The following is a 24299-nucleotide window of genomic DNA, read 5'->3' as shown; positions in this document are numbered from 1 at the left end:
CGTTGTTCGAAATATCAAACGCTGATCAGCACTTCGAACGGCAAGATAGGGAGGGGGCGGAAGAGCGTCAACGGGTCGAGCAGGATCGAAAGTGTCGGAAGCGAGGAGCGCATGGGCGAGTTCTGGCCGGTTCCGGATGCGCTGACGTATCTGGCCGGGCGCTGGCGGGCCGAGCGGACCGTGCGGGATCTCGCGAGCGAGGGGACAGGGGAGTTCTCGGGCACGACGGTTTTCGGCCCACTGGAGGGCGGCGGGCTGCTGCACCGCGAGTCCGGCACATTCGTCTGGCAGAGCGTCCCGCGCCCCGCGGAGCGGACGCTGCGCTTCCTGCCGGGCAGTTCACCGGGCACGGTGGACGTGCGGTTCGCCGACGGAAGGCCCTTCCACGACCTGGACCTGACCTCCGGCCGGCATGTCGCCGACCATCCCTGCTCGGCCGACGTCTACCGGGGCGAGTTCACCGTCCTCGACGAGGACCACTGGCGGACCCTCTGGCGCGTGCGCGGCCCGGCCAAGGACCTGGTCCTCACCACCGACTACGCGCGCGAGGGCTGAGTCGACGCCGCTTCGAAGCGGAGGTTCCAGCGGCCCGCGCGACCGGTGACCGTGGTCGTCGACAGGGGGCGGACGTCGATGTTCCAGTACGTCGACGGCGGCGCCTTCAGGGCGTACACCAGGGCGGCGCGGATCACGGACGGTTCGGCCACGGCGACGATCCGGCCGCCGTCCTCCACGGGCCGGGTGTCGAGCCAGCCGCCGACGCGGCCGATGAACCCGAGCAGCGATTCGCCGCCGTGCGGTGTGGCGCGCGGGTCGGCCAGCCAGGCGTCCACCGCCTCCGGCTCGCGGGCCATCGCCTCGCCGAGCGTGAGCCCGCGCCAGCGGCCCATGTCACAGTCGCGCAGGGCGAGTTGCACCAGCGGGGCATAGCCCAGGGCGTCGCCGGTGGCACGGCTGCGTGGGGTCGGCGAGCAGTAGCGCAGCTCGGCCGCTGCGAGCGGCAGCAGCTCCCGCGCGACCTGCTGCACCTCCTCCCAGCCGGCCTGGTCCAGCGGCCGGTCGTCCTGGAAGCGCTCCGCGAGCAGCGGCGAGCTGCGCGCGGCTGCGACGAACGTGACCCGAAGTGGCATGCGGCGATGGTGTGACGCGAAAGTGCGCAGGTCAAGAGTGGTTGTGCAGCTGTCACCGAGGGTTGGCGAAGCTTTACTGCGGGGTCAGGATCAGACGGACAAGTTGCTGGAAAACGAGCAGTTGGAAAGTTCAAGCACGGCGCCCGGACCCGGAAGACGCCCGACCTAGAAGGAAAGCGCCATCCACCGGTCCGGGTACTCCAGCGGCGCGAAGCCGAGCTTCTCGTAGACCCCGTGCGCGTCGTGCGTGGCGAGCAGCACCCGCTTCACCCCGTACGACCGCACCTGCTCGCGTACGGCCCCGACGAGCGCCGTCCCGACCCCCTTGCCGCGCACCGACGGGTCGACGTACACGTCGCACAGCCACGCGAAGGTCGCCCGGTCGGTGACGACCCGGGCATACGCCACCTGCTCCCCCGAAACCGTCTCGTACACCCCGAAGTTCAGCGAACCCTCGATCGCCCGGTCCTGCTTCTCCCGCTCCCGCCCCATCGCCCAGTACGCGTCGGTGGACAGCCACCGGTGCACGCGCTCGGCGTCGACGCGGTCGGGGTCGGTGGAGATCTCGTAGCCCTCGGCGAGGGGCGGGGTGTCGGTCATGCGGCGAGATTCGCAGGAGGGGGGCACCGGCGTCGAGCGGATTTCCCCGGTGGGCGACGGCCGCGGACCACGCGTGGCTCCAAGAGCGGTACGAGGGCCCGATGCACCCTTGGCCGAGCCGTGCTACGACACGTGGGACCAGCGCTGCCCGGCTACTGGAGCACTTCGTCCCAAGCCGCCCGCAGCCGCCGCACCCCCTCCGTGATCTCCCCCGCCCCCGCCACGGCCGCGAAGCTCAACCGCAGGTGCCCGGCCGGAGGCTCCGCGCTGAAGTACGGGCGGCCGGGGGTGATCGCGACGCCCGCGCGCAGGGCGGCCGAGGTGAGCGCGGACTCCTCGGTGCCGTCGGGCAGGCGGAGCCACAGGTGGTAGCCGCCGGACGGGATGTGCGGGAGGGAGAGGTCGGGGAGTTCGAGGCGCAGGGCGGCCGTCATCGTGTCGCGGCGGGTCTTCAACTCGGCGGAGATCGCCCGCAGATGGCGTGGCCAGGCGGGCGAGCCGACCAGTTCCAGCGCAGCCTCCTGCATCGGTCGCGGCACGAAGAAGCTGTCGACGACCTGGATCGCGCGCAGCCGCTCCAGCACCGGGCCGCGGGCGGCGAGCGCACTGACCCGGAAGCTCGGCGAGGTCGCCTTGGTCAGCGAGCAGACGTGGACGACGACGCCGTCGGGGTCGTCGGCGGCCAGCGGACGCGGCAGCGGCCCGGCGTCCTCGTGCACCAGCCGTCGTACGAAGTCGTCCTCGACGACGAAGGCACCGGCCTCGCGCGCGATGCGCAGCACCTCGGCCCGCCGGTCGGGGGCGAGCATCGCACCGGTCGGGTTCTGGAACAGCGGCTGACAGACGAAGACGCGGGCGCCGGTCGCGCGGAACGCGTCGGCGAGCAGGGACGGCCGTACGCCGTCCGCATCGACCGGGACGGGAATCGGACGCAGTCCGGCCGCGCGGGCGATCGCCAGCATGCCCGGGTACGTCGGTGACTCCACCAGCACCGGCGCCCCTGGCGGCGCCAGCGCCCTGAGTGCCGTAGTGAGCGCCGACTGGCCGCCCGCGGTGATCAGCACCTCGGCCGCCGTCACGGCACCGCCGGGCCCGCCGATGCTGCGCGCGAACCACTCCCGCAGCTCCGGCAGCCCCTCCATGGGCGGCCTCCCCCACGCCCCGGGCCGTCGGCCGGCCCGCGCCAGCGCGGCGGCCATCGCCCGCTCGGGCTGCAACGACTGGTGCAGATAGCCACCGTTGAACTCGATCACGCCGGGCGCCGGAGCGGCGAGCGAGACCAGTACCCCCGACGCGTCCACCGACCGCGGGACGAGCTCCGCGCCGCCTTCCGCGCTGAGGGTGACCTCCTGCCAGGAGGTGTCCCCGGCGGCCGCGGTCCGTGGGTGCGCCTCGGCCCGGAACGCTCCGGCGCCGGGCCGGGTCACCACGAGCCCCTCGGCGGCCAGCTGTCCGAGGGCGCGGGAGACGGTCACCGGGCTCACCCGGTACCGCTCGACAAGGGCCCGGCTCGACGGCAGCTTTCCACCTGGAGAGTAGCGGTTGAGCTCCCGCCGCAGCTGATCCGCCAGTTCACCGACACTGCTACGCTCTTGCATGAGGACCAAGGATAGCGCTACCGCTCAGAGCTCGATAGCAGTCACCGCCGAGCCGACCCCTGCCGCTCCGGGCGCGCCCGGCACTGCGGCCACCCCGGCCAGGGCGGCCCTCGGCGGCACCCTCCAGGCCGCTCTGGGCGTCGCGGCGTTCTCCCTCACCTTCCCCGCCACCGCGTGGGGACTGGAGAGCTTCGGCCCCTGGTCCCTGGTAGCCGTCCGCAGCGTCCTCGCCGCCCTCATCGCGGGCGGCTGTCTGCTCGCCCTGCGCGTGCCGCTCCCCGCCCGCAGGCACTGGGCGGGCCTCGCCGTGGTCGCCGCCGGAGTGGTGGTCGGCTTCCCCCTGCTCACCACCCTCGCGCTCCGGACGTCCACCACCGCGCACGCGGCCGTCGTGGTCGGCCTGCTCCCGCTGACCACCGCCCTGTTCTCCGCCCTGCGCGTCGGCACCCGCCCCTCGCGCACCTTCTGGCTGGCCGCGCTCGCGGGCGCGGCCGCGGTGGTCGCCTTCACGGTGCAGCAGAGCGGCGGCGCCCTGACCACCGCCGACCTGTATCTCTTCGCGGCACTGCTGGTCTGCGCGGCCGGCTACACCGAGGGCGGCCGGCTGGCCCGCGTCATGCCGGGCTGGCAGGTGATCGGCTGGGCGCTGGTGCTGTGTCTGCCGATCGGCGCGGCGGCCGCCGCCGTGGCGCTGTCGTACGAGCCCGTGCAACTGACCTGGCACGGTGTGACCGGACTGCTCTGGGTCGCCGCGGGCTCGCAGTTCCTCGGTCTGGTCGTCTGGTACCGGGGCATGGCCGCCATCGGCATCCCGAAGGCCAGCCAGTTGCAGTTGGCCCAGCCCCTGCTCACACTGGTGTGGTCGGTGCTGCTGCTGGGCGAGCACCTGACAGTGGCCGCCCCGCTGACGGCCGCGGCGGTGCTCGTGTGTATCGCCGTGACTCAGCGGGCGCGTGGCTGAGCGGGCCCTGACGACCCACTTCCAACCACCGCTCCACGCCGTAGACTCAAGGCCACGGATCGCTGCTCCCGCACCTGGTGAGGAGGCCCAAGAGATGCGTGCAACCGTGGGCGACCAGCTTGTCCAGCACGGCAGGGTGGTCGGGCAACACGACAAGGTCGGCGAGATCGTCGAAATCCTGGGCCAGGAGGGCAACCCCCCGTACCGCGTCCGTTTCGAGGACGGGCACGAGGGTCTGTGCTCCCCCGGCCCCGACACCGAGATCCGTCACAGGAACACGATGAGCAGGTAGTCCGGCGGCGCGTCCCGGCCGGACGGCCGGGCGCAGTCCGGGCGAGCGGATCAGCGCGGGACAATCGCCGGCCGCGGGTAGTGGTCGGCGACCACCCGCGCCATGGCCCCGATCCGGTCCGCCGCCATGTCCTTCGCGGCGAAGTAGACGTGACCGCGTGCCTCCGGATGGTCCTTGGCCAGCGTGAGATGCCGTGACAGCTCGGCCGGGTCCTGCCAGGCCGCGGGCTGCGCGGCGTCCCCGGCCTTGTACAGGGCCTCGCCGACGTAGAGCTGCGTCCTGCTGCCCCGCGCGACCTCGGCCCACCACGGCAGGAGCTTGGCGTAGTCGGCGGCGGCGAAGCCGACGTTCCAGTACAGCTGCGGGCAGATGTAGTCGATCCAGCCCTCACGGACCCACTTGCGGGTGTCCGCGTACAGGTCGTCGTACGTCTCGACGCCGCCCCGGGTGTCGGAGCCGAGCGGGTCGGTACTGGCGTTGCGCCACACCCCGAACGGGCTGATACCGAACTGCGTGTCGGGCCGGAGCCACTTGATGCCGGTCGCCATCTCCTGGATCAGCTTGTCGATGTTGTCCCGTCGCCAGTCGGCCCTGACCGTGAAGCCGCCGCCGTAGCGGTCGTAGGCCTCGTCGTCGTCGAAGCTCTGGCCCGCGACCGGGTAGGGGTAGAAGTAGTCGTCGAAGTGGACCGCGTCGACGGGGTAGCGCGCCACCGCGTCGAGCATCGCCTGCTGCACGAAGGAGCGGACCTCGGGCAGCCCCGGGTTGTAGTACAGCTTGCCGCCGTACGGCACCACCCAGTCCGGATGCCGGCGGGCGGGGTGGGTCTCGGCCAGCCGGTCGAGGTCCGTGTGGTTGGCGATGCGGTACGGGTTGAACCACGCGTGCAGCTGAAGACCGCGCGCGTGGGCCTCCTCCACGGCCGTGCCGAGCGGGTCCCAGCCGGGGTCCTGGCCCTGGGTGCCGGTGAGGACGAGCGACCACGGCTCGTACGGCGAGGGCCACAGGGCGTCCGCGGTGGGCCGTACCTGGAGGATCACCGTGTTCAGCCGGCAGCTCGCGGCCGTGTCGAGGTGGGCGATCAGTTCGGCGCGCTGCTCGTCCGCGGTGAGCCCCTGCTTGGAGGGCCAGTCCCGGTTGGCGACGGTCGCCAGCCAGACGCCGCGCATCTCGCGGGTCGGCCAGCGCCGGTTCGGGTTCGCTCCGTCCGCCATGGCGGAACCGGTCGCCGTCGCGCCGCCTGACGCCACGAGTGCCGACAGTGCGGTCACCGTGAACGCCCGTCGTGACAGCCAGGACTTCCGGTGCTGCATCTTCGTACCTCCGTGTGCCGTGGTCAATGGCCCCACCCTGGGACAGATCCGAGCGTTCCGGACAGTCCCGCGTCAGCCTTTCATGCGGCACCCGAATGATCGATCAAGCTTCGCCGAAGGTAACGTGCAGGTTTGGAGCAGGCGCCGAACAACGGGGGACCTGCCGCATTCGTGGATCAGCGAAGGGGTCGATGTGACCGGCATCTCCGGAGATATTGCACGCGTCGGTGTGGTGGGCTGCGGCCAGATGGGAGCGGGCATCGCCGAGGTGTGCGCCCGCTCCGGACTGGACGTGAAGGTCGCCGAGACCACCGGCGAGGCCCTGGAGATCGGCCGCACCCGGCTGTTCAGCTCCCTGGCCAAGGCCGCCGAGCGCGGCAAGATCAGCGCGGAGGAGCTGGACGAGACCCAGGCCCGGCTGTCCTTCACCACCGACCTCGGCGAATTCGCCGACCGCGACCTGGTGATCGAGGCCGTCGTCGAGAACGAGCAGGTGAAGACCGAGATCTTCCAGGTGCTCGACCAGGTCGTGACCCGGCCGGACGCGATCCTCGCCTCCAACACCTCCTCGATCCCGCTGGTGCGGCTCGCCGTCGCCACCTCGCGCCCCGACCAGGTCATCGGCGTGCACTTCTTCAACCCGGCACCGGTTCAAAAGCTCGTCGAGCTGATCCCGGCCCTCACCACCTCCGAGGGCACGATCGCCCGCGCCCAGTCCTTCGCCGAGAAGCTGCTGGGCAAGCACGCCATCCGCGCTCAGGACCGCTCGGGCTTCGTGGTGAACGCGCTGCTGATCCCGTATCTGCTCTCCGCGATCCGGATGTTCGAGTCCGGTATCGCCAGCCGTGAGGACATCGACAACGGCATGGAGCTCGGCTGCGCTCACCCGATGGGCCCGCTGAAGCTGTCCGACCTCATCGGTCTGGACACGGTCGCCTCGGTGGCGCAGAGCATGTACGACGAGTTCAAGGAGCCGCTGTACGCCGCTCCCCCGCTGCTCCAGCGCATGGTCGACGCGGGCCGGCTGGGGCGCAAGTCCGGCTCCGGCTTCTACACCTACGGCTGATTACAGTCGGTCAGATTCCGGCCAAGTACACGGGCCCGGCACCGAGATGGTGCCGGGCCCGCGTCATTCACACACCGTGTGCGCTCCGGGCTCGCATATGCCCCTCGCACACTCTCCCCAGGCGCCCACCAGGCGAGTTCACTTTCCCTGCGCATGCCAGGGATTCGAGACGACTACGGAAAGGAGCGGCAAGTGACCGCCGATCCCGAGCATCCCGTCGTACAAGGAGAACTCGCAGAGTTACGACGTCGACTGGACGTCGCCTACGCCCGCGTGGAGGGCGGGCTGGCTCTGCTCACGCACCGCACCGAGGAGAGCGCCAAGGAACTCGACGAGCTGAACACCCGGATCAACACACTGGAACACGCGCGCTGGCCGCTGCCCGCGGTCGCCGCCATCACCGCCGTGGGTGCTCTCGTCGTGGCGATCTGGCAGGCCGTGGGGCACTAGCCGCGGTGGGGCGCACGCTCGGGGACGTCATCAGGGCAGGACGTCCTGCCCGAGCCTGAGGTGGTGCAGCATCAGTAACGCGGCCGCCATGTTGGCGGCCGGGACCTCCCCACGGGCGACCATGTCGGGGACGAGCTTGAGCGGGACCCATTCCCGGCGGTCCGACTCGAAGTCGTCCACGGGATGCCCGACGTACTCGCCCTCGTCGGCCCAGTAGATGTGGTGCCGGGCGTCGGTGAGCCCGCTGGAGGGCTCCACGCTCATGAGGTGGTGCAGAGGTCCCGGCCGCCAGCCGGTCTCCTCCTCGAGCTCCCTGGCGGCCGCGCGGGCGATGTCCTCGCCGTCCTCGACGACGCCCGCCGCGAGTTCCCACCCCCAGCTGTCGGTGATGAAGCGGTGGCGCCACAGGAGGAGGACCTCGCCCGCCTCGTTGACCACCGTCGCCACGGCGACCGGCCGCATCCGTATGAGGAAGTGGTCCAGGTGCCGGCCGTCGGGCAGTTCCACGTCTGCCAGGTTGACGGTGAACCAGCGGTTTTCATACACAGTTTGTTCGTTCTGTTTCGTCCACTGCACGGTTCTGCCACCTTCCGTCGAGTAAGTGGCAATATCGCAGCAGGGACTATGAGGTGTCGGTGTTCGAGTACCCGCGTGCACCGGCCTACAGCGGTACGCGCAGCGCTCCGTCGATGAGTTCGGCGGCCTCGGCGGTACCCGCGCCGCCGCTGCGCGCCAGGTGTTCGCGCACCGCGCGAAGTCTGTCGCGCAGGCGCTGGGACTCCATTCCCCGCGCCTGCTCGGCCATCTGCACCGCGGTGGCCACCGCCTTGTCGGCGTTGCCCTGGCGCAGCTCGATCGTGCTGAGCATGGCCAGCCGGTGCACCCGGCCCCGGTCGTGGGCGGGATTGTCGACGGCGGCCGCGGCGTGCTCCCCCGCGGCCGCCAGCTCTCCGAGACTCAGCAGCGCCTCCGCCACCTGGACGTTGACGAGTCCGGGCTGGACATAGCCCGTTTCGTCGGGTTCGTATCCGCGGTGGATACGATCGGCGGCCTGCTCGGCACGCCGGATGCAGGACAGCGCGCTCGTGCCGTCGCCGAGGTGGGCGTACGCCTTCGCCTGCATCGCGTACAGATCGGAGGCGAGCGCGGGGGTGATGTGCTTGCCGGCGGCCCGCAGCGCGGCCTCCGCGAAGGCGACGGCCTGCCGGAACTCCCGCATGAACAGCGCCTGGTTGACCAGCAGCGCGATCACATACGCACCGAGCCCCCGGTCCCCACTGGCCTTCGCGAGCCTGAGCGCCTGGTGGAAGTAGCGCTGGGCGAGCCCGTGCGCGTCGGAGTCGTAGGCGCAGATCCCGGCGATGGCCACCAACCCGCCCGTGGCCCGGTGCAGTTGGCGCCCGGTGGCGTCGGTGTAGCTGCCGCGCAGCAGCGGGGCGGCCTCGGCATTGAGGAAGCCGACGATCCGGGTGCGGGTCGCTATGCCGCCCGCCTTGCGGTACATCTGCTCGTAGTGGGTGCGCGCGGCACGCAGCATGTCGATGTCGCCGGAGGTGACCCGGTGCCGCCCGCCGCGCGACACATCCACGTCCTCGGGCGGGTTCTCCCACTCCCACACCGGCATCACGGCGGGCGTGCCCGTGACCGCCGGGGCGCCCAGTATGTGGGGGCGCTGCTGCTCGTCGGAGCGCCACAGGGCAGTGGCCCGCTCGACGAAGCCGGACAGCGAGGTGGTGTGCGCGGAGTTGGGTTCGCCGGGGACGCCGAGACCGATGTCGTCGAGTGTGACGGTACGGTGCAGCCGGCCGGCGAGCACCTCGCAGATCAGGTCGGGCACCTGGCCGCGTGGCCGCTGCCCCTTCAACCACCGTGCGACGGCGGTGTGTTCGTATCTCAGCGCGAGCCCGCGCGCCCGCCCCGCCTGGTTCACGTGTGCTGCCAGCCCCGCGTGCGATATCCCCGCCTCGTCCAGGATCGCGTCGAGCAGAGTGTTGGGCTGCATGTATGCCCCCCGGGTGGCTCGGTGCCGACAGAGTAGTGCGAACCGGTTCACACGGGGTGTGAACGGAGTACGCGAATCCGTAGCGTGCGCGCGCTGTTGCGGAGAGTTTCCTGCCGGTTGACTGAAATGCCTCGCAAGAGGCCGGCCGGGCCGTCGGCTCCCCCTCGTACAGTGCGGCGGCCCGCTTCCGCGCCGTCCGCCCAGCTGCCTGCCCGACACTCCGTGGCGGGGCGGACGGCGTCGCCGAGCCGGTTTGGCAGTGCGACCGATCACCTTTGGGCTAGAGGTAGTTGGTCGGCTGCGGGTTGTGTGTGGCCGGTCGCGCGGTTCCCCGCGCTCCCAGGGGGTCGCAGTGGAACCTCGCTCGATCGTTGCGTAGGACCAGTAGGGCTATGTCGTCCGCCTGCCTGCCCCTTGTGTGGCGGAGGAGCCCGGTGAAGAGGGTGCGCAGGATCAGCTGGGGGGTGGCCGGATGGTGGTGTACGGCCCCGATGAGGGCCGCCTGCAGGGAAAAGAACCGGCCTCTCGCGTCCCGTGCGTCCTCGACGCCGTCCGTGTACAGGACCAGCGAGTCGCCGGGCGGCAGAGCCCCGCAGGGCAGCGGGGTCGGTTCGGCCGGGAGCGGGAACGGGCCGAGCGGTGGGAGGGGGTCGGTGCGGGCGAGGGGTTCGACGGAGGTGCCACTCAGCAGATACGGCCAGGGGTGACCGCAGTTGAGGGCGGTGATCTCGCCGTCCGGGGCGATCTCCAGCAGCAGGACGGTGACGAACTCCTCGGAGACCGGGTTGTCGGGCTCACGACCCGAGGCGGGGTGCTCGTCCCGTGCTCGCTCCCGCAGGTGCCGGGCCAGGGCGCGGTCCAGTCTGTGCAGCACCCGGCCCAGGTCGGGTTCGTCGTGGACGGCCTCGCGGAAGCTGCCGAGGACGGCGGCGACCGTGCCGATGGCGGAGATGCCGTGCCCGCGTACATCGCCCATGATCACGCGTACGCCCTGCTCGGTGGCGATGACCTCGTACAGGTCACCGCCGACGCGGGCGTCGCGATCCGCGGAGAGCTGGGCGGCGGCGACGTTCAGCCCGTCGATGCGCGGCGGCAGGGGCCGCAGCAGGACGCTCTGCGCGGCACCGGCGACTTCGCGGACCTGCTTGAGCTCACGCAGCAGGGCCTGGCGGACGTGCAGGATCAGACCGGTCCCCACGGCGAAGAACACGGCGCTCGTGACGACCCGGGCACCGAGGCTGTCCTGCTGGGCGAGCGGGCAGGCCAGCTTGTAGGTGATCGCCATCGCGCCCCACGCGGTGGGCAGCCCCAATGCGAGCACCTTGCGGGGAACCCGAGGCTTGATGCGGAACATGCCGATGGCCCCCCAATAGGCCCTGACAACGCAGATCGGACCGACCTCGAAAGGCCGGTCCGATTCTGTCGAGTGAGGGTCCGGAAGTACCGGATCACCCGGAGAAGTCACCCTATTGAGTGAGGTGACCGCAACGCGCCCCGACAGGGGCGCGGGGAACTGCGCGACCAGCCACGAACAACCCGCAACCGGCGAACAACGCAGTCCCCCACGGCACTCAGCCCCTCAGGACAGCCCCCGTACGCTCGCCCGCCAGGGCAACCGCCGCGTCCCGAGCCGCCGAAGCCTCGTCGACGGTCAGAGTCCGGTCACCCGCACGGAAGCGCAACGCATACGCCAGCGACTTCTTCCCGTCACCAAGCTGCTCGTCATTGACGTACACGTCGAACAGCCGGATCCCCTCGAGGAGTTCACCCGCACCCTCACGCAGCGCGGCCTCGACCTCGGCGGCCGGCACCGGCTTGTCCACCACGAGGGCGACATCCTGCGTGGCAACGGGGAACGTGGAGATGCTCGGCGCCTGGGGCGTGCCGTCACCGACCTGCTCAAGGGCGTCCAGGTCCAGCTCCATCGCACAGGTGCGCGCGGGCAGACCGAGGGCCTTGAGCACCCGGGGGTGCAGCTCGCCCGCGTGTCCGACGACCGTCTCCGCGCCGGCGACGACCACGACGAGCTCGGCGCAGCGTCCGGGGTGCCACGGCCCGTACTGGCCGCCCCGCACGATCAGTTCGGCTCCGGCCTCACGGGCCACGAGCCGTGCCGCCTCGATCGCGTCGGCCCAGTCGGCCGGGCGGCCCGCGCCCCACCAGCCGGCCTGCTCACGCGCACCGGCGAGGACGACGGCCACGTGCCGCGGCTGCTCGGGCAGCACGGCGTTCAGGGCGGCGAGCTCCTCGTCGGTCGGACGGCGGTCGACCGGCAGATGACCGGCGGCACCCCGCTCCTCGTTCGGGAGGAAGACCAGCCCGGTCTCGAACAGCGCCAGGTCGTGCGAACCGCGCCCGTCGTTGCGCCGCAGCGCGCCGAGCAGACCCGGCAGCAGCGACGTACGCAGCGCGGGCTCCTCGTCGTTCAGCGGGTTGACCAGCTTGACGACGCGGCGGGCCGGGTCGTCGGCGGCCAGGCCGAGCTGGTCGAAGACCTGCTCGCTGACGAAGGGGTAGTTCGGTGCCTCGACGTAACCCGCTCCGGCCAGCGCGCGGCCGACCCGGCGGTGCAGGCGCTGACGGTGGGTCAGGCCACGGCCGGACGGCGGCTTGGGCAGGGTGGAGGGCAGGTTCTCGTAGCCCTCCAGACGGATGACCTCTTCGGCCAGGTCGTTCGGCTCGAGGAGGTCGGGCCGCCAGGACGGCACGGTGACGATCAGCTCGTCCTGCCCGTACACGTCGCAGCCGATCTCCTGGAGCCGGCGTACGACGGTCTCGCGGCCGTACTCGACGCCCGCGACCTTGTCCGGGTGGTTGGCCGGGACGGTGATGGTGTGCGGCGCGGACGGCGTGACGACCTCGGTGACACCGGCGTCGGCGGTGCCGCCCGCGAGCAGGACCAGCAGGTCGACGGTGCGCTGGGCGGCCGCGGCGGCCGCCGCCGGGTCGACGCCGCGCTCGAAGCGGCGGGKCGCCTCGGAGGACAGCTTGTGCCGGCGGGCCGTACGCGCGATGGAGACCTGGTCGAAGTGGGCGGCCTCGATGACGATCTCGCTGGAGGCGTTCTCGACGTTGTCGTGGTCGGCGATCTCCGTGTTGGCGCCGCCCATGACGCCCGCGAGGCCGATCGGGCCGCGCTCGTCGGTGATGACGAGGTCCTCGGAGTGCAGCTCCCGCTCGACGCCGTCGAGGGTGACGAGCTTCTCGCCCTCCTCGGCCCGGCGCACACCGATGGTGCCCTGGACCAGGCCCCGGTCGTAGGCGTGCAGCGGCTGGCCGAGCTCCATCATCACGTAGTTGGTGACGTCGACGGCGAGCGAGATCGGGCGCATGCCGACCTTCTGCAGGCGCCGCTGGAGCCAGACCGGCGAGCGCGCCTCGGGGCTGAGGCCGCTCACCGTGCGGGCGGTGAAGCGGTCGCAGCCCATCGGGTCGGAGACCTGCACCGGGTAGCCGAAGGCGTTCGGGCCGGGCACGTCGAGCAGCGCCGGGTCGCGCAGCGGGAGGCCGTAGGCGATGGCGGTCTCGCGGGCGACGCCGCGGATGGACAGGCAGTCGCCGCGGTTGGCGGTGACGGCGATGTCCAGGACCTCGTCGACCAGTTCGAGCAGCTCGATGGCGTCCTTGCCGACCTCGGTCTCCGGCGGCAGCACGATGATGCCGTGCGTGCCGTCGTCGCCCATGCCCAGCTCGCTGGTGGAGCAGATCATGCCGTGCGAGACACGGCCGTAGGTCTTGCGCGCGGCGATCGAGAAGCCACCGGGAAGCACGGCGCCGGGGAGGACGACGACGACCTTGTCGCCGACGGCGAAGTTCCGGGCGCCGCAGATGAGTTCCTGGGGCTCGCCGGTGCCGTTGGCCTGGCCGACGTCGACGGTGCAGAAGCGGATGGGCTTCTTGAACTCCGTCAGCTCCTCGATGGTCAGCACCTGGCCGACGACGAGGGGGCCCTTGAGGCCGTCGCCGAGCTGCTCGACGGTCTCGACCTCCAGACCGGCGGAAATGAGCTTGGCCTGGACGTCACGGCCGGTTTCGATGGCCGGCAGGTCGACGTACTCCCGCAGCCAAGAAAGCGGGACCCGCATCAGATCTCCATCCCGAACGGCCGGGTGAACCGGACGTCACCCTCGACCATGTCTCGCATGTCCTCGACGTTGTGGCGGAACATCAGCATCCGCTCGATGCCGAACCCGAAGGCGAAGCCGCTGTACTTCTCGGGGTCCACGCCGCAGGCGGTGAGCACCTTCGGGTTGACCATGCCGCAGCCGCCGAGCTCGATCCATCCCTCGCTGCCGCAGGTACGGCAGGGTCGGTCGGGGTTGCCGACGGACTCGCCGCGGCAGACGTAACACACCATGTCCATCTCGGCGGACGGCTCGGTGAAGGGGAAGAAGTTGGGCCGCAGCCGGGTCTTCATGCCCTCGCCGAACAGGGCCTGGACCATGTGGTCCATGGTCCCCTTGAGGTCGGCCATGGTCAGGCCCTCGTCCACGGCCAGCAGCTCGACCTGGCGGAAGACCGGGGTGTGCGTGGCGTCCAGCTCGTCGGTGCGGTAGACCACGCCGGGGCAGATCACGTAGACCGGCAGCTCACGTTCGAGCAGCGAGCGGATCTGCACGGGCGAGGTGTGGGTGCGCAGCACGACACCGGACTCGGAGCCGCCGTCCGGACCCTGCACGAAGAAGGTGTCGGCCTCGCCGCGCGCGGGGTGGTCCGGGCCGATGTTCAGCGCGTCGAAGTTGAACCACTCGGCCTCGACCTGCGGGCCCTCGGCGACCTCGTAGCCCATGGCCACGAAGACGTCCTCGATGCGCTCCGACAGGGTGGTCAGCGGGTGGCGGGCGCCGGCCGGTACGCGGTCGTACGGCAGGGTGACGTCCACGGCCTCCTCGACCAGCACCCGCTGGTCGCGCTCGGCCTCCAGCTCGGCCTGGCGGGCGGCGAGGCCCTTGTTCACGGCGCCGCGTGCCTGGCCCACACGCTTGCCGGCATCGGCCTTGGCGTGCGGGGGCAGGGCGCCGATCTCGCGGTTGGCGAGGGCCAGCGGGGAGGTGCCGCCGGTGTGGGCGACCTTGGCCTCCTGGAGGGCGTCGAGTGAGTCCGCGGCGGCGAAGGCGGCGAGCGCCTCGTCCCGCATGCGCTCGATCTCTTCCGGTTTCAAGGCCTCGACCTCTACAGGGTCGTACGACTTATTGGGTGCGGACATCTCTTCCCGTGCTTCCGATTGGCTGGCTGAAGTGCCCCGTCTTCGACCGGGAGACGATTCGTCTCTGGTTGTGGACACAAAGGTGCCAATGGCCGAGTCTAACGGGGTTGAGGAATGCGAATGCGCCCGTGGTGCCTCAGGCCAGGAAGGCCGGTGCCGCCACGGGCAACGTAAATCGGAACTGTGCGCCGGCGCCGGGGGCGCGGCCGACCGTGATGGTGCCGCCGTGGGCCTCGACGATGCCCTTGACGATGTAGAGCCCGAGGCCCGTGCCGCCGCGCTTGCTGCCCCGCCAGAAGCGGGTGAAGACGCGGTTCATGGACTCCTCCGGGATACCGGGCCCCTCGTCGCTCACGGTGACCGACGTGCCGGTGTCCTCGCCCTCGCGGGGGGACGCCGTGGCCGTGATGTCAATGGTGACCGTTCCCTCGCCGTGCCGCACCGCATTTTCGATGAGGTTGCTGAGCACCTGGTCGATCTTGTCGGGGTCGGCCCACAGGGCGGGCAGCGGCTGCTCCAGGCGCAGCAGGAACCGGTCGGCGGGCTGGCCGGCGGCGACGTAGGCCTGCATGTGCCGTCCCACGGCCGCGCCGATGTCGACGGGCTGGCGGCGCACCTCGAGGCGCCCGGAGTCGATGCGGGAGATGTCGAGCAGCTCGGCGATGAGCCGGGTGACGCGGTCCGCGTCGGCGTCGACGGTCTCCAGCATGAGCCGCTTCTGGTCGTCGGTGAAGCGTTCCCACTTGGCGAGGAGCGTGGCGGTGAAGCCCTTGACGGAGGTCAGCGGGGAGCGCAGCTCGTGGGCGACCGTCGCGATCAGCTCGGCGTGACTGCGCTCGGTGCGCCGGCGGGCCTCGGTGTCCCGCAGGGAGACGACGACGCGGCGGACGGGCCCGGTCGGCTCGGTGCGGACGTAGCGCGCGGAGACCAGCACCTCCCGCCCGCCGGGCAGCAGGAGGTTGCGCTCGGGCTGCCTGCGCCTGATGGCCAGCCCGCCGTAGGGGTCGGTCAGCTGCCACCAGCGCCGCCCCTCCAGGTCCTCTAACGGCAGGGCCTTCTCCAGGCGCTGCCCGAGGGCGTCGGCGGCACGGACGGCGGTGATGCGCTCGGCGGCGGCGTTGAAGCAGATGACGTGCCCGTGTTCGTCGGCGACGACGAGGCCGTCGGGCAGGTCGTCGGGATCGAAGCCGAGCTCGGCGGGATCACCGGACCGGGACGCGGACTGCCGCCGCACCTCCCGTGCCCCCGGTGCGCTGCTCGTGCCGACACTCATCCCCGTACCCCACCTCTCACGACGGCTGAGGGGCCCCCGAGCTGGTCACCCTACTAGCTCTCGGTGACGGTGCGGCACCCTCCGGAGGCGCGCTGTGCACGGGCCGACGCATAGAGACATACGGCGGCGGCGGTGGCGAGGTTCAGGCTCTCGGCCTTCCCGTGGATCGGGACGCGCACGACGGCGTCGGCCAGCGCGCGCGTCTCCTCCGGGAGCCCCCACGCCTCGTTCCCGAACACCCAGGCGGTCGGCCCGCCCATGCTCCCCTTGTCGAGCTCGTCGTCGAGGTCCCGGTCCCCGGCGCCGTCGGCGGCGAGGATCCGCACCCCGGCGCCCTGGAGGCCGGCCACGGCCTGGTCGACGGGCACACCGACGGCGACGGGAAGGTGGAACAGGGAGCCCACGGAGGCCCGTACGGCCTTGGGGTTGTACAGATCCACCGAAGCGTCGGTGAGGACGACGGCCTCGGCGCCGGCGGCGTCGGCGCACCGCAGCACGGTCCCGGCGTTGCCGGGGTCGCGCACATGCGCGAGCACGGCCACGAGCTTGGGCCGGGCGGCGAGGATCTCCTCGAAGGGGGTGTCGACGAACCGGCAGACGCCGACGAGTCCCTGCGGTGTGACGGTGGTGGAGATGTCCGCGATCACCTGCTCGGCGGCGAGGTGCACGCGCGCGCCCGCGGCCCGGGCCTCGCCGATGATGTCGGCGTACCGCTCCGCGGCCTCGACGGTCGTGAACAGCTCCACGAGCGTGGATGCGTAGGCCGCCGCCTCCCGCACCGCCTGCGGCCCCTCCGCGAGGAACAGGCGGTCCTTGCCCCGGAAGTTCCGCTTGGCGAGCCGCCGGGCGGCCAGAACGCGAGGGGAACGGGGGGAGATCAGCTCGGGGCTGACGGGGGGCATGGGCTTCACCTTGGAGTTCTGAGGTTCACGAACAACAGGACCCGCAGACCTCCTCGGCCTGCGGGTCCCTTCAGTCACGTCGGCTGGAGCCGTCGCAGCGTCACGCCGCCTTCGGGGCGTTGACGTCGCTCGGCAGCGCCTTCTGGGCGACCTCGACGAGCGCGGCGAACGCGTTCGCGTCGTTGACGGCCAGCTCGGCGAGGATCTTGCGGTCCACCTCGACGTTGGCGGCCTTCAGACCCTGGATGAAGCGGTTGTACGTGATGCCGTTGGCGCGGGCAGCGGCGTTGATGCGCTGGATCCACAGCTGGCGGAAGTCACCCTTGCGCTTCTTGCGGTCGTTGTAGTTGTAGACCAGCGAGTGGGTGACCTGCTCCTTGGCCTTGCGGTACAGGCGAGAGCGCTGACCGCGGTAGCCGGAGGCCTGCTCGAGGATCGCCCGGCGCTTCTTGTGGGCGTTGACTGCCCGCTTGACGCGTGCCACTTGTTAACTCCTTGTAGCCGGGCCCGTGTGGTGACGTGACCCGAGAACGGCTTGGTTTCGGTGCTTTCGTGCGGTGCCCCGCGACTCGCGGGACGAACCGACTACCGACCGAGAAGCTTCTTGACCTTGGCGGCGTCGCCGGAGGCGACCTCGACGGTGCCGGCGAGGCGGCGCGTCAGCGTCGACGACTTGTGCTCCAGGTAGTGGCGACGGTTCGCCCGCTGGCGGAGCACCTTGCCGGAGCCGGTCACCCGGAAGCGCTTCTTGGCACCGCTGTGCGTCTTGTTCTTCGGCATAGCGCCGTTCTCTCCTCATGGGTGGCGCTCCGGTGCCCGGTCGTGAAACCGGGCACGGTGGAGCGTCGCTCTTGTTTCGGTTACATCCTGGGGACTCGCGTCCCTGGGATCACGCCTCGGCGGAAGCCTCGGCAGGGGCCTCGACGTCGTCCACTTCGTGGTCCACTTCGTGGTCGGACTCCGCGGCGTTCTGCGACTTGCCGGGGTTGGCCTTCGCTTCGGCCTTGCGGGCTTCCTGCGCCTGGCGGGCCTCGGCCATCGCCTCGGTCTTCTTCTTGTGCGGACCGAGAACCATGATCATGTTCCGGCCGTCCTGCTTGGGGTTCGACTCCACGAACCCGAGCTCCTGAACGTCCTCCGCGAGACGCTGCAGCAGTCGGTAGCCGAGCTCCGGCCGGGACTGCTCGCGACCACGGAACATGATCGTGATCTTGACCTTGTCGCCCTGCTTGAGGAACCGGACGACGTGACCCTTCTTGGTGTCATAGTCGTGCGGGTCGATCTTCGGCCGGAGCTTCATCTCCTTGATGACCGTGTGCGCCTGGTTCTTGCGCGCCTCACGGGCCTTCATGGCCGACTCGTACTTGAACTTCCCGTAGTCCATGAGCTTGCACACGGGCGGACGGGCGTTCGCCGCGACCTCGACCAGGTCCAGGTCGTACTCCTGCGCAAGCTCCAGTGCCTTGGCCAGCGGGACAATGCCCACCTGCTCGCCACTGGGACCGACAAGTCGCACCTCGGGAACGCGAATCCGGTCGTTGATGCGGGGCTCGGCGCTGATGGATCCTCCTCGGTTAGCACCACACGGCCATCTGGCGGACGGCCGCGTTTGTCTCTTTTCGACAGACCTAACCGCGCCGAAGCACAAAAAATGCCCCGGACGATCACAAGACGGGGCTCCAAAGCACTGCCGGAGCACCGCCGCAATGATCGCGGGGCGCGCTTTCGGGCGACTCCATCGTCCGTACGGAACGATGGTGGCCGCCTGACCGGGGTGACCCGCCGTCCCGGGGGACGGCCAGGTGGGAGATCGGAGCCTCCACTTGTGGGTCGGTACATGACCGACCGGTCGAGAACCAGCGTACCAAATTCTGCAAGGACCGCTAACCACGCGGTTAGGGTCGGCCGCATGCCCACGTCGATCTGGCTCTGGTCCGCCGAGGACGTCCTCCATCGTGACGTACTCAGCGAGGAGGAGCGACAGCGGGCAGCGGCCCTGCGGGAGCCGCTCGGGGCGCACTTCACGGCGGCGCGGGTGGCGGTGCGGACGATCCTCGCGGACCTGCTCGGTGTGCCCGGCGGCGACATCGTGCTGGGCAACCACCCCTGCCCCGGCTGCGGGGACGCCGGCCACGGGCCGCCGCGTGTGGTGTGGCCCGAGACGTCCCTGTGGATCAGCATGAGCCGTTCGGAGGGCTACGGCGCCCTGGCGGTGAGCACGGCCGCCGTCGGCGTGGACATCGAGACGCACCGGCCGGTCGACCTGCCCGGCCTCAGCCTCAGCGCCCTCGCCCCGGCGGAGGTCGCCTGGCTGGACGGGCTCACGGAGCCCCGGGAGAGGTTGCTCGGCTTCTACCGCTGCTGGACCCGCAAGGAGGCGGTGCTGAAGGCCGTGGGGGTGGGGATGAGCGTCGATCTGCGCCGCTGGGACACCGAACCCGAGGCCGAGCGCGGCAGGGTGCGGGACACGACGTCGAGCCCGGCGCGGCTGTGGACGGTGGAGAACCCGCCGCCGCTGCCCGACACGACCGTGGCCGTCAGCCGCCCGGCCGGGTCCACGGCGGGGGAAGGCGACGTATCCGTCACGCGCTACCCCTCCGCGCCGGAGCCTGCGATCAGCCAGGCCTGGCACCTGGCGGCGCTCCCGCCGGGCTCCCTGGGCCGGTCAACTACGCTGAGGGAGTTCCGCGCCCTGAAAGAGATGTGAGCGATGACCGACAGTACGCCGCCGCCGTCCGACTTCGACGCCATGACCCGCGACATCGCCGAGGTCCCGGCGGTCGAGGTGATCGTGACGGTCGCCGTCAATCTGATGAGCGCCGCCGCCGTGAAGCTCGGTCTGACCGACGAGGGCGACAAGTACAAGGACCTGGACGAGGCCCGCAAACTGGTGCACGCCCTCGCCGGGCTGCTGGACGCGAGCGCGACCGAGATCAGCTCGTTCCACGCGGCGCCGCTGCGCGACGGCCTGAAGTCGCTCCAGCTGGCCTTCCGCGAGGCCTCGATCGTCCCGGACGAGCCCGGTCAGGGCCCCGGCGAGAAGTACACCGGGCCGGTCTACGGCTAGGTTTCACCCTCGGACGTACAGGGGCTCGCCCGGTGGCGTCGTCCCGGCCGGCAGCAGTGCCAGGTCGAGGCCGCGCACCAGGCGGGCCCTCAGTGTTTCGTCGGCGGCGAGCCGATCGGCGACCGCACGCGCGGCCTCGGCGGGTACGGCGGAGGCGTCCACGACGAGGGCCAGGGTGCCGTCGGCCCGACCGGGTCCGAGGTGGGCGCGGAGCACTGCGGGCACGGCGGCCACCGCGGCGCGCACCGCCTCCCGCACGGCCGGGTCGACCAGCGGATCCGTCGTCGTACGCCCCTCGGCGAGTGCGAGCAGCGCGCGCCCCGTCAGCTCGTAGGTCACCGGACCGGCCATGTCCAGCACGATCGTGTCCGCCTTCTCGTGCGCGGCGGCCTGAAGGGCCTGGTGCAGGGGTACGGCGACCGGGCGGGCCGCCGGGTCCCAGCGGGCGAGGGAGTCGGTGGACGTGAAGGCGGGCAGGGCGGTGCGGTTCCCGGCCTTCAGGGTCGGTACGGCCATGTCGCTGGTCTTCTCGCGGCGCAGCCCGTTCTCGTCCTCCTCGACCTCGCCGAGCAGGGCCACGACGGGGACGAGCAGCCGGGCGCCCTTGAGCGCTTCGAGGACCGGGCCCTCGGCGGTGCGGTCCTCGGCCCAGGCCGCCAGCGCGGCAGTCAGTCGTGGGTCGGCGCAGCCGTCGTCGTCGGAGAAGGGAGAGTCGGGAATGTTCTTGTTCGCCACGGTCAACGACCCTATCGGGGGGATGCTGCTGCGCTTGTGCGGCCCCGGTAACCCGGGCGTGACACCCGCCCCCTGAATCTCCGTTTCTCTGACACGCCTCTAACGTCCGTCTCACGGCACACATAGACGCAGCCCCGAAGATCGGCTGCATGGAGTCCTCCAGAGTCGGCCGCCGCGCCCGCACCCCCCGACGCCGCCCCCTGCTGCACGGCGCCCTCGCCACCGTCGTCGTGCTGGGCACCGCGGCCGGGGGCACCGCGTATGTGAAGGCGCGGGCGCACTCCGGGGTACGGGCCGTATCGTCGGCGGCGACGCCGTCGCCCTCGGCGTCGATCGCGGCCCGCGCGGGTGGGGAGGCTTCGGTGGATCCGGTGGCGGAGCCGACGGTGGACCACGACGCGCTGCTGGCCGGGGCCATGAAGGCGGTCACCGTCGAGGACGGCGCCGCGGTGTCGGTGGCGGTGCTGGACCTGACGTCCGATGCGAGCGCCGCGTACGAAACCGGCGGCTTCGACACCGCGAGCATCGTCAAGGTCGACATCCTGGCCGCGCTGCTGCTCCAGGCTCAGGACGCGGGGCGCGAGCTCACCGCGGCGGAGAAGTCGTACGCCACGAGCATGATCGAGAACAGCGACAACACCGCCGCGTCGGCCCTGTGGCGGACGATCGGGAAGGCGGGCGGGCTGGACACGGCCAATGAGCGGCTCGGGCTCACGGACACCGCCGGCGGCGACGGCATGTACTGGGGACTGACCCAGACCACGGCGGCCGATCAACTCACGCTGCTGCGCCAGGTGTTCGGGGAGGACTCGGAGCTGAGCGCGGACTCGCGGGTGTATCTCACGGGGCTGATGGAGCAGGTCGCGGTCGACCAGCGGTGGGGGGTGTCGGCCGCCGGCGACGGCTCCGCGTGGGCGCTGAAGAACGGCTGGCTGCCGCGCACCGCCACCGGGCTGTGGGACATCAACAGCATCGGGCGGGTGACGGTGGCCGGCCACGGCTACCTGGTGGCGGTGCTCTCCGACGGCAACTCGACGAAGGCGAAGGGTGTTTCGCTCGTCGAGGCGGCGGCACGAGCCGCGGTGTCGGTGTTCACCGGGGAGGCCGCGTCCGGTTCCCCGGCTCCCGCGACATCCGCCGTCTCCTCGTAGCGGACCTGTCGGCTAGAGGCCGTACCGTCCGCGGCGGCCCCGCCACACGACGACCGACGACAGCAGCAGGAGGCCGCCGGCGCCGCCCGCGAGCCAGGCGGTCCAGCTCGTCGCGTCGTCGTCCGACTCGGCCGCGTCCGGGCCCGAGCCGAAGTACTCCTCGCCGTACGCCGCGGCCTTCAGGTCGTCCGGCTTCATGCCGGCGGCCTTCTTGATGGCGGCGGCCGGGTCCACGAAGCCGTAGCCGCGGGAGTCGTCGCGGCCGTCGGCCGGGGCGCCTCGGGCCGTGTCCTCGAGGAGCTTCTTGATCTGGGCCGGGGTCAGGCCCGGGTGGGCGGCCTTGACCAGGGCCACCGCGCCGGAGACGAAGGCGGCCGCGGCACTGGTGCCCCAGCCCTCGTAGTACTTGTGGTCGGGGTCGGCGATGACGACCTTTTCGCCGGGCGCGCTGACGGTGGCGTACCAGCGGCGGGTGGAGAAGGAGGCGCGGGTGCCGTAGCGGTCGACGGCGGTCGCGGCGATGACGCCCGGGTAGGCGGCCGGGTAGGAGATGTGGTCGCCCTTCTCGCCGCCGTTGCCGGCCGAGGCGACGACGACGGCGCCCTTTTTCAGGGCGTACTGGACGGCCTCGTCCTCGCCGGCCTCGGGGTGGGCGGACTTGGAGTCGTCGCCGAGGGAGAGGTTGATGACGTCGGCGCCGTGGTCGGCGGCCCAGCGGATGCCTTCGGCGAGGGCGTTGCCGCGGCTGCTGCGGGCCTTGGCGCGGGCCGGGTCGCCGTCCTCCAGGATGACCCGGACGGGGAGGATCTTGGTCTCGGGGGCGATGCCCATGACGCCGTCGCCGCCGCCCGCCCCGTGTCCGTGGCCGGCGATGATGCCGGCCATGGCGGTGCCGTGCCGGGCCCAGGCGCGGTCGCCGCGGTCGGCGCCGAAACCGACCATGTCCTTGCCTTCGAGGACGTTGCCGGCGAGGTCGGGGTGGTCGGCCTCGACACCGGTGTCGAGGACGGCGACGGTGACGCCCCTGCCCTTGGTGGTCTGCCAGGCCTCCTCGGTGTGCATGGCCTCCAGGGCCCATTGCTGGGCGCGTATGGAGTCGGCGTGCGCGGCGGTGGGCGGCAGGAGGGCGAGGCAGGCGCCGAGGAGGGCGGCGAGGGGGCCGGTGCGTCGGGTCACGAGGTGCTTCACACCACTGGTCACGGCGCCGGAAGCCGCGCCGTTCAGGCAGGTCCGCGTACCTGGGTTCGTGCCGGCGTTCATGACGACTGCTCCGTGGACGGACCGACGTTCTTGCGCAGGGCGCGTTCCATGCGGTCGGCGAGGCCCTGTGCCTCGTGGCCGAGGCCGGCCTGGGCGACGGCCGTGGTGGCGCCGGAGTCCATGGCCTCCTCGGCGGGCTGGGGGTCGTCGACGGTGCGGCCGTCGGCCCAGCCGGAGACGGCGTAGACGACGACGGGTGCGTCGGTGAGGACGGAAATGGTCCAGGAGGCGCGCTGCTCGTCGCCGAATCCGGCGGCCGGGGTGCCCTTCGCTGCGTACGGACGGGGCATGAGGTCCGTACGGCGGTCGAGGCCCTCCCTGGTGAACCTGCTGTCGAGCGAGCGCATCGCGGCGGCGTCGGCGTCGGTGAAGAGCAGACCGACGGTCGTGACGTAGCTCTGGGTGGCGTCGGTGTAGGTGGCGCGCAGGAGGCGCTCGCAGCCGACGGGGGCGAGGGCCTTGCGCAGCAACGGGTCGAAGGCGCCGGCGCAGCCGGTGTCGGGGGCGACGGCGATCCGCGTCCAGATCCGGTCGGCACCGCCGGGTCCGGCGCCCTTCCCGATCACGGTGGGCGGGAACAGCTGGTCGACGGGAACGCCGTGCCACAGGTTCCCGGCCGCGGCGAAGGTGTCCCGCGCACCGTCGTCACCCGGCTCCCCGACCAGCCAACTTCCGGTCACGGCACCGCCGATGAGCCCGACGCCGAGCACGACACAGGCGGCGGCCACGGCGATCCGGGGCCGGATCCGCATCCCGAGCCGACGCGGCCGCGCCTGCTCGTCGTACCCCTCGGGCTCCCCGAACGACACGACGGGCCGCCCGGAACCCGACGTCATCGGCGCACTCCAGGACAGAGACGGGTCGGGGGAGAACGGTGCGGAGGTTCCCTGGCCGCCCGCCTCGTACGGCATCGCGCCCGAGGCACCGGCGGAGCCCGACCCTCCGTAGCCGTTGCCGGCCGAGGGCGCCTGAGCAGGACGCATCGGAGGCAGTGGAGCGGAGGGGCTGCGCCGGGGGGACTCGGCGGGAGCCTGGCCCGGATGGGGAGGCGTGCCGAGGGAACCCTGCGCGCAAGCGGTGGAGGGGCGGTTGCCGGAGTCGGTGGCCGGCGGGTCCGCGGGGATCGGGCGCAGGCGGAAGGTCATCTCCGCGGCGGTCTCGGCGGGGGCGCCCGTACGGCGGCCGGGTGCGGGCCGGCCGCGCGTCGTGCCGGGATGACGCTCCCTCGGTGCGGGTATGCGTGCCTGGTCGGAGCAGTCCGTGCCGGGCGGGGCAGACGGAGAAACAGAAGAC

Annotated in this window: 24 protein-coding genes and 1 pseudogene; 8 read left to right on the top strand and 17 right to left on the bottom strand. The window is 71.6% G+C overall.

Annotated features, from left to right (window positions below; genetic code table 11):
- The first annotated feature begins 111 nt into the window (after nt 1–111).
- The gene (locus EAO75_RS23880) at nt 112–555 is read left to right on the top strand and encodes a DUF6314 family protein (RefSeq protein ID WP_147997088.1); all 444 of its coding nucleotides are present in this window, start codon (nt 112–114) and stop codon (nt 553–555) included.
- On the opposite strand, the gene EAO75_RS23875 is transcribed toward EAO75_RS23880, so the two are convergent.
- The 3 genes from EAO75_RS23875 to EAO75_RS23865 all read right to left on the bottom strand — a co-directional run bounded on the left by EAO75_RS23875 (nt 537) and on the right by EAO75_RS23865 (nt 3328).
- Nucleotides 537–1130 carry a histidine phosphatase family protein gene (locus tag EAO75_RS23875; RefSeq protein ID WP_147997087.1) on the bottom strand — a complete coding sequence of 198 codons (594 nt, stop codon included), beginning with the start codon at nt 1128–1130 and terminating at the stop codon, nt 537–539. The two genes, EAO75_RS23880 and EAO75_RS23875, sit on opposite strands and share 19 nt — an antisense overlap.
- Before the next feature lie 165 nt (nt 1131–1295).
- A complete protein-coding gene (locus EAO75_RS23870) occupies nt 1296–1730 on the bottom strand; it encodes a GNAT family N-acetyltransferase (protein WP_147997086.1) in 435 nt (144 codons plus the stop codon).
- Between the two features lie 152 nt (nt 1731–1882).
- Nucleotides 1883–3328, bottom strand: coding sequence for a PLP-dependent aminotransferase family protein (locus EAO75_RS23865; protein ID WP_147997085.1), 1446 nt, complete (start codon nt 3326–3328; stop codon nt 1883–1885).
- Here EAO75_RS23865 and EAO75_RS23860 point away from each other — a divergent pair.
- A complete protein-coding gene (locus EAO75_RS23860) occupies nt 3327–4289 on the top strand; it encodes a DMT family transporter (RefSeq protein WP_147997084.1) in 963 nt (320 codons plus the stop codon). The two genes, EAO75_RS23865 and EAO75_RS23860, sit on opposite strands and share 2 nt — an antisense overlap.
- 94 nt (nt 4290–4383) lie before the next feature.
- Entirely contained in the window at nt 4384–4581 is a 198-nt protein-coding gene (locus EAO75_RS23855; protein WP_147997083.1) for a DUF1918 domain-containing protein, read from the top strand.
- Nucleotides 4582–4631: 50 nt separating this feature from the next.
- On the opposite strand, the gene EAO75_RS23850 is transcribed toward EAO75_RS23855, so the two are convergent.
- The gene (locus EAO75_RS23850; protein ID WP_147997082.1) at nt 4632–5894 is read right to left on the bottom strand and encodes a glycoside hydrolase family 10 protein; all 1263 of its coding nucleotides are present in this window, start codon (nt 5892–5894) and stop codon (nt 4632–4634) included.
- 193 nt (nt 5895–6087) lie between these two features.
- Between EAO75_RS23850 and EAO75_RS23845 the strand changes: the two genes are divergently transcribed.
- Both EAO75_RS23845 and EAO75_RS23840 read left to right on the top strand, forming a co-directional pair.
- A complete protein-coding gene (locus EAO75_RS23845) occupies nt 6088–6960 on the top strand; it encodes a 3-hydroxybutyryl-CoA dehydrogenase (protein ID WP_147997081.1) in 873 nt (290 codons plus the stop codon).
- Between the two features lie 192 nt (nt 6961–7152).
- Nucleotides 7153–7410, top strand: a complete 258-nt coding sequence (locus EAO75_RS23840; RefSeq protein ID WP_147997080.1) for a hypothetical protein — start codon at nt 7153–7155, stop codon at nt 7408–7410.
- A gap of 30 nt (nt 7411–7440) precedes the next feature.
- Here EAO75_RS23840 and EAO75_RS23835 read toward each other — a convergent pair whose 3' ends face one another.
- The 10 genes and pseudogenes from EAO75_RS23835 to infC form a co-directional block, all read right to left on the bottom strand.
- The gene (locus EAO75_RS23835; protein WP_147997079.1) at nt 7441–7986 is read right to left on the bottom strand and encodes an NUDIX hydrolase; all 546 of its coding nucleotides are present in this window, start codon (nt 7984–7986) and stop codon (nt 7441–7443) included.
- An 85-nt stretch (nt 7987–8071) separates the two neighbouring features.
- On the bottom strand, nt 8072–9412 hold the full coding sequence (locus tag EAO75_RS23830) for a transcriptional regulator (RefSeq protein ID WP_147997078.1): 1341 nt from the start codon (nt 9410–9412) through the stop codon (nt 8072–8074).
- Between the two features lie 280 nt (nt 9413–9692).
- Nucleotides 9693–10766 carry a PP2C family protein-serine/threonine phosphatase gene (locus EAO75_RS23825; RefSeq protein WP_147997077.1) on the bottom strand — a complete coding sequence of 358 codons (1074 nt, stop codon included), beginning with the start codon at nt 10764–10766 and terminating at the stop codon, nt 9693–9695.
- Nucleotides 10767–10983: 217 nt separating this feature from the next.
- On the bottom strand, nt 10984–13497 hold the full coding sequence (pheT, locus tag EAO75_RS23820; protein ID WP_147997076.1) for a phenylalanine--tRNA ligase subunit beta: 2514 nt from the start codon (nt 13495–13497) through the stop codon (nt 10984–10986).
- The gene (pheS, locus tag EAO75_RS23815) at nt 13497–14618 is read right to left on the bottom strand and encodes a phenylalanine--tRNA ligase subunit alpha (protein WP_147997075.1); all 1122 of its coding nucleotides are present in this window, start codon (nt 14616–14618) and stop codon (nt 13497–13499) included. The genes pheT and pheS overlap by 1 nt, the downstream gene beginning before the upstream one ends.
- Before the next feature lie 136 nt (nt 14619–14754).
- On the bottom strand, nt 14755–15891 hold the full coding sequence (locus EAO75_RS23810; protein WP_147997074.1) for an ATP-binding protein: 1137 nt from the start codon (nt 15889–15891) through the stop codon (nt 14755–14757).
- A 53-nt stretch (nt 15892–15944) separates the two neighbouring features.
- Nucleotides 15945–16793 carry a TrmH family RNA methyltransferase gene (locus EAO75_RS23805; RefSeq protein WP_147997073.1) on the bottom strand — a complete coding sequence of 283 codons (849 nt, stop codon included), beginning with the start codon at nt 16791–16793 and terminating at the stop codon, nt 15945–15947.
- 100 nt (nt 16794–16893) lie between these two features.
- Nucleotides 16894–17277, bottom strand: coding sequence for a 50S ribosomal protein L20 (gene rplT / locus EAO75_RS23800; RefSeq protein WP_006141703.1), 384 nt, complete (start codon nt 17275–17277; stop codon nt 16894–16896).
- Between the two features lie 101 nt (nt 17278–17378).
- Nucleotides 17379–17573, bottom strand: a complete 195-nt coding sequence (gene rpmI / locus EAO75_RS23795) for a 50S ribosomal protein L35 (RefSeq protein ID WP_147997072.1) — start codon at nt 17571–17573, stop codon at nt 17379–17381.
- A gap of 109 nt (nt 17574–17682) precedes the next feature.
- A pseudogene (gene infC, locus EAO75_RS23790) lies at nt 17683–18379 on the bottom strand (translation initiation factor IF-3).
- Between the two features lie 323 nt (nt 18380–18702).
- On the opposite strand from infC, the gene EAO75_RS23785 reads away from it, so the two are divergent.
- Together EAO75_RS23785 and EAO75_RS23780 are read left to right on the top strand one after the other, a co-directional pair.
- Nucleotides 18703–19500 (top strand): 4'-phosphopantetheinyl transferase family protein, encoded by a 798-nt coding sequence (locus EAO75_RS23785; protein ID WP_187284559.1) that lies wholly within the window; start codon nt 18703–18705, stop codon nt 19498–19500.
- Nucleotides 19501–19503: 3 nt separating this feature from the next.
- Nucleotides 19504–19860, top strand: a complete 357-nt coding sequence (locus EAO75_RS23780; RefSeq protein WP_147997070.1) for a DUF1844 domain-containing protein — start codon at nt 19504–19506, stop codon at nt 19858–19860.
- Nucleotides 19861–19863: 3 nt separating this feature from the next.
- On the opposite strand, the gene EAO75_RS23775 is transcribed toward EAO75_RS23780, so the two are convergent.
- Complete coding sequence (locus tag EAO75_RS23775; RefSeq protein ID WP_147997069.1) at nt 19864–20595, bottom strand: SseB family protein; 732 nt, start codon at nt 20593–20595, stop codon at nt 19864–19866.
- Between the two features lie 149 nt (nt 20596–20744).
- Here EAO75_RS23775 and EAO75_RS23770 point away from each other — a divergent pair, with 149 nt between their 5' ends.
- Entirely contained in the window at nt 20745–21746 is a 1002-nt protein-coding gene (locus EAO75_RS23770) for a serine hydrolase (RefSeq protein ID WP_147997068.1), read from the top strand.
- Between the two features lie 12 nt (nt 21747–21758).
- Here the strand turns inward: EAO75_RS23770 and mycP are convergent, their stop codons facing one another.
- Complete coding sequence (mycP, locus tag EAO75_RS23765; RefSeq protein WP_147997067.1) at nt 21759–23006, bottom strand: type VII secretion-associated serine protease mycosin; 1248 nt, start codon at nt 23004–23006, stop codon at nt 21759–21761.
- Nucleotides 23003–24299, bottom strand: a 1297-nt coding sequence (locus EAO75_RS23760) for a hypothetical protein (protein ID WP_410092474.1), incomplete at its 5' end; no start/stop codon positions are given. The genes EAO75_RS23760 and mycP, both read right to left, overlap by 4 nt.

The sequence above is a fragment of the Streptomyces sp. UW30 genome (assembly GCF_008042075.1).
In the GTDB taxonomy this organism is placed as follows: Bacteria; Actinomycetota; Actinomycetes; order Streptomycetales; family Streptomycetaceae; genus Streptomyces.
Note: the sequence above shows the minus strand (reverse complement) of the source record. Positions and strands in the feature narration are given on the sequence as shown.

Coding starts and splice junctions, on each gene's coding strand:
- EAO75_RS23850 (WP_147997082.1), bottom strand. CDS start 5,894: ATGCAGCACCGGAAGTCCTGGCTGTCACGACGGGCGTTCACGGTGACC.
- EAO75_RS23830 (WP_147997078.1), bottom strand. CDS start 9,412: ATGCAGCCCAACACTCTGCTCGACGCGATCCTGGACGAGGCGGGGATA.
- EAO75_RS23855 (WP_147997083.1), top strand. CDS start 4,384: ATGCGTGCAACCGTGGGCGACCAGCTTGTCCAGCACGGCAGGGTGGTC.
- EAO75_RS23810 (WP_147997074.1), bottom strand. CDS start 15,891: ATGAGTGTCGGCACGAGCAGCGCACCGGGGGCACGGGAGGTGCGGCGG.
- EAO75_RS23875 (WP_147997087.1), bottom strand. CDS start 1,130: ATGCCACTTCGGGTCACGTTCGTCGCAGCCGCGCGCAGCTCGCCGCTG.
- rpmI (WP_147997072.1), bottom strand. CDS start 17,573: ATGCCGAAGAACAAGACGCACAGCGGTGCCAAGAAGCGCTTCCGGGTG.
- EAO75_RS23860 (WP_147997084.1), top strand. CDS start 3,327: ATGAGGACCAAGGATAGCGCTACCGCTCAGAGCTCGATAGCAGTCACC.
- mycP (WP_147997067.1), bottom strand. CDS start 23,006: ATGAACGCCGGCACGAACCCAGGTACGCGGACCTGCCTGAACGGCGCG.
- EAO75_RS23770 (WP_147997068.1), top strand. CDS start 20,745: ATGGAGTCCTCCAGAGTCGGCCGCCGCGCCCGCACCCCCCGACGCCGC.
- EAO75_RS23785 (WP_187284559.1), top strand. CDS start 18,703: ATGCCCACGTCGATCTGGCTCTGGTCCGCCGAGGACGTCCTCCATCGT.
- EAO75_RS23870 (WP_147997086.1), bottom strand. CDS start 1,730: ATGACCGACACCCCGCCCCTCGCCGAGGGCTACGAGATCTCCACCGAC.
- EAO75_RS23805 (WP_147997073.1), bottom strand. CDS start 16,793: ATGCCCCCCGTCAGCCCCGAGCTGATCTCCCCCCGTTCCCCTCGCGTT.
- EAO75_RS23825 (WP_147997077.1), bottom strand. CDS start 10,766: ATGTTCCGCATCAAGCCTCGGGTTCCCCGCAAGGTGCTCGCATTGGGG.
- EAO75_RS23865 (WP_147997085.1), bottom strand. CDS start 3,328: ATGCAAGAGCGTAGCAGTGTCGGTGAACTGGCGGATCAGCTGCGGCGG.
- EAO75_RS23780 (WP_147997070.1), top strand. CDS start 19,504: ATGACCGACAGTACGCCGCCGCCGTCCGACTTCGACGCCATGACCCGC.
- pheS (WP_147997075.1), bottom strand. CDS start 14,618: ATGTCCGCACCCAATAAGTCGTACGACCCTGTAGAGGTCGAGGCCTTG.
- EAO75_RS23880 (WP_147997088.1), top strand. CDS start 112: ATGGGCGAGTTCTGGCCGGTTCCGGATGCGCTGACGTATCTGGCCGGG.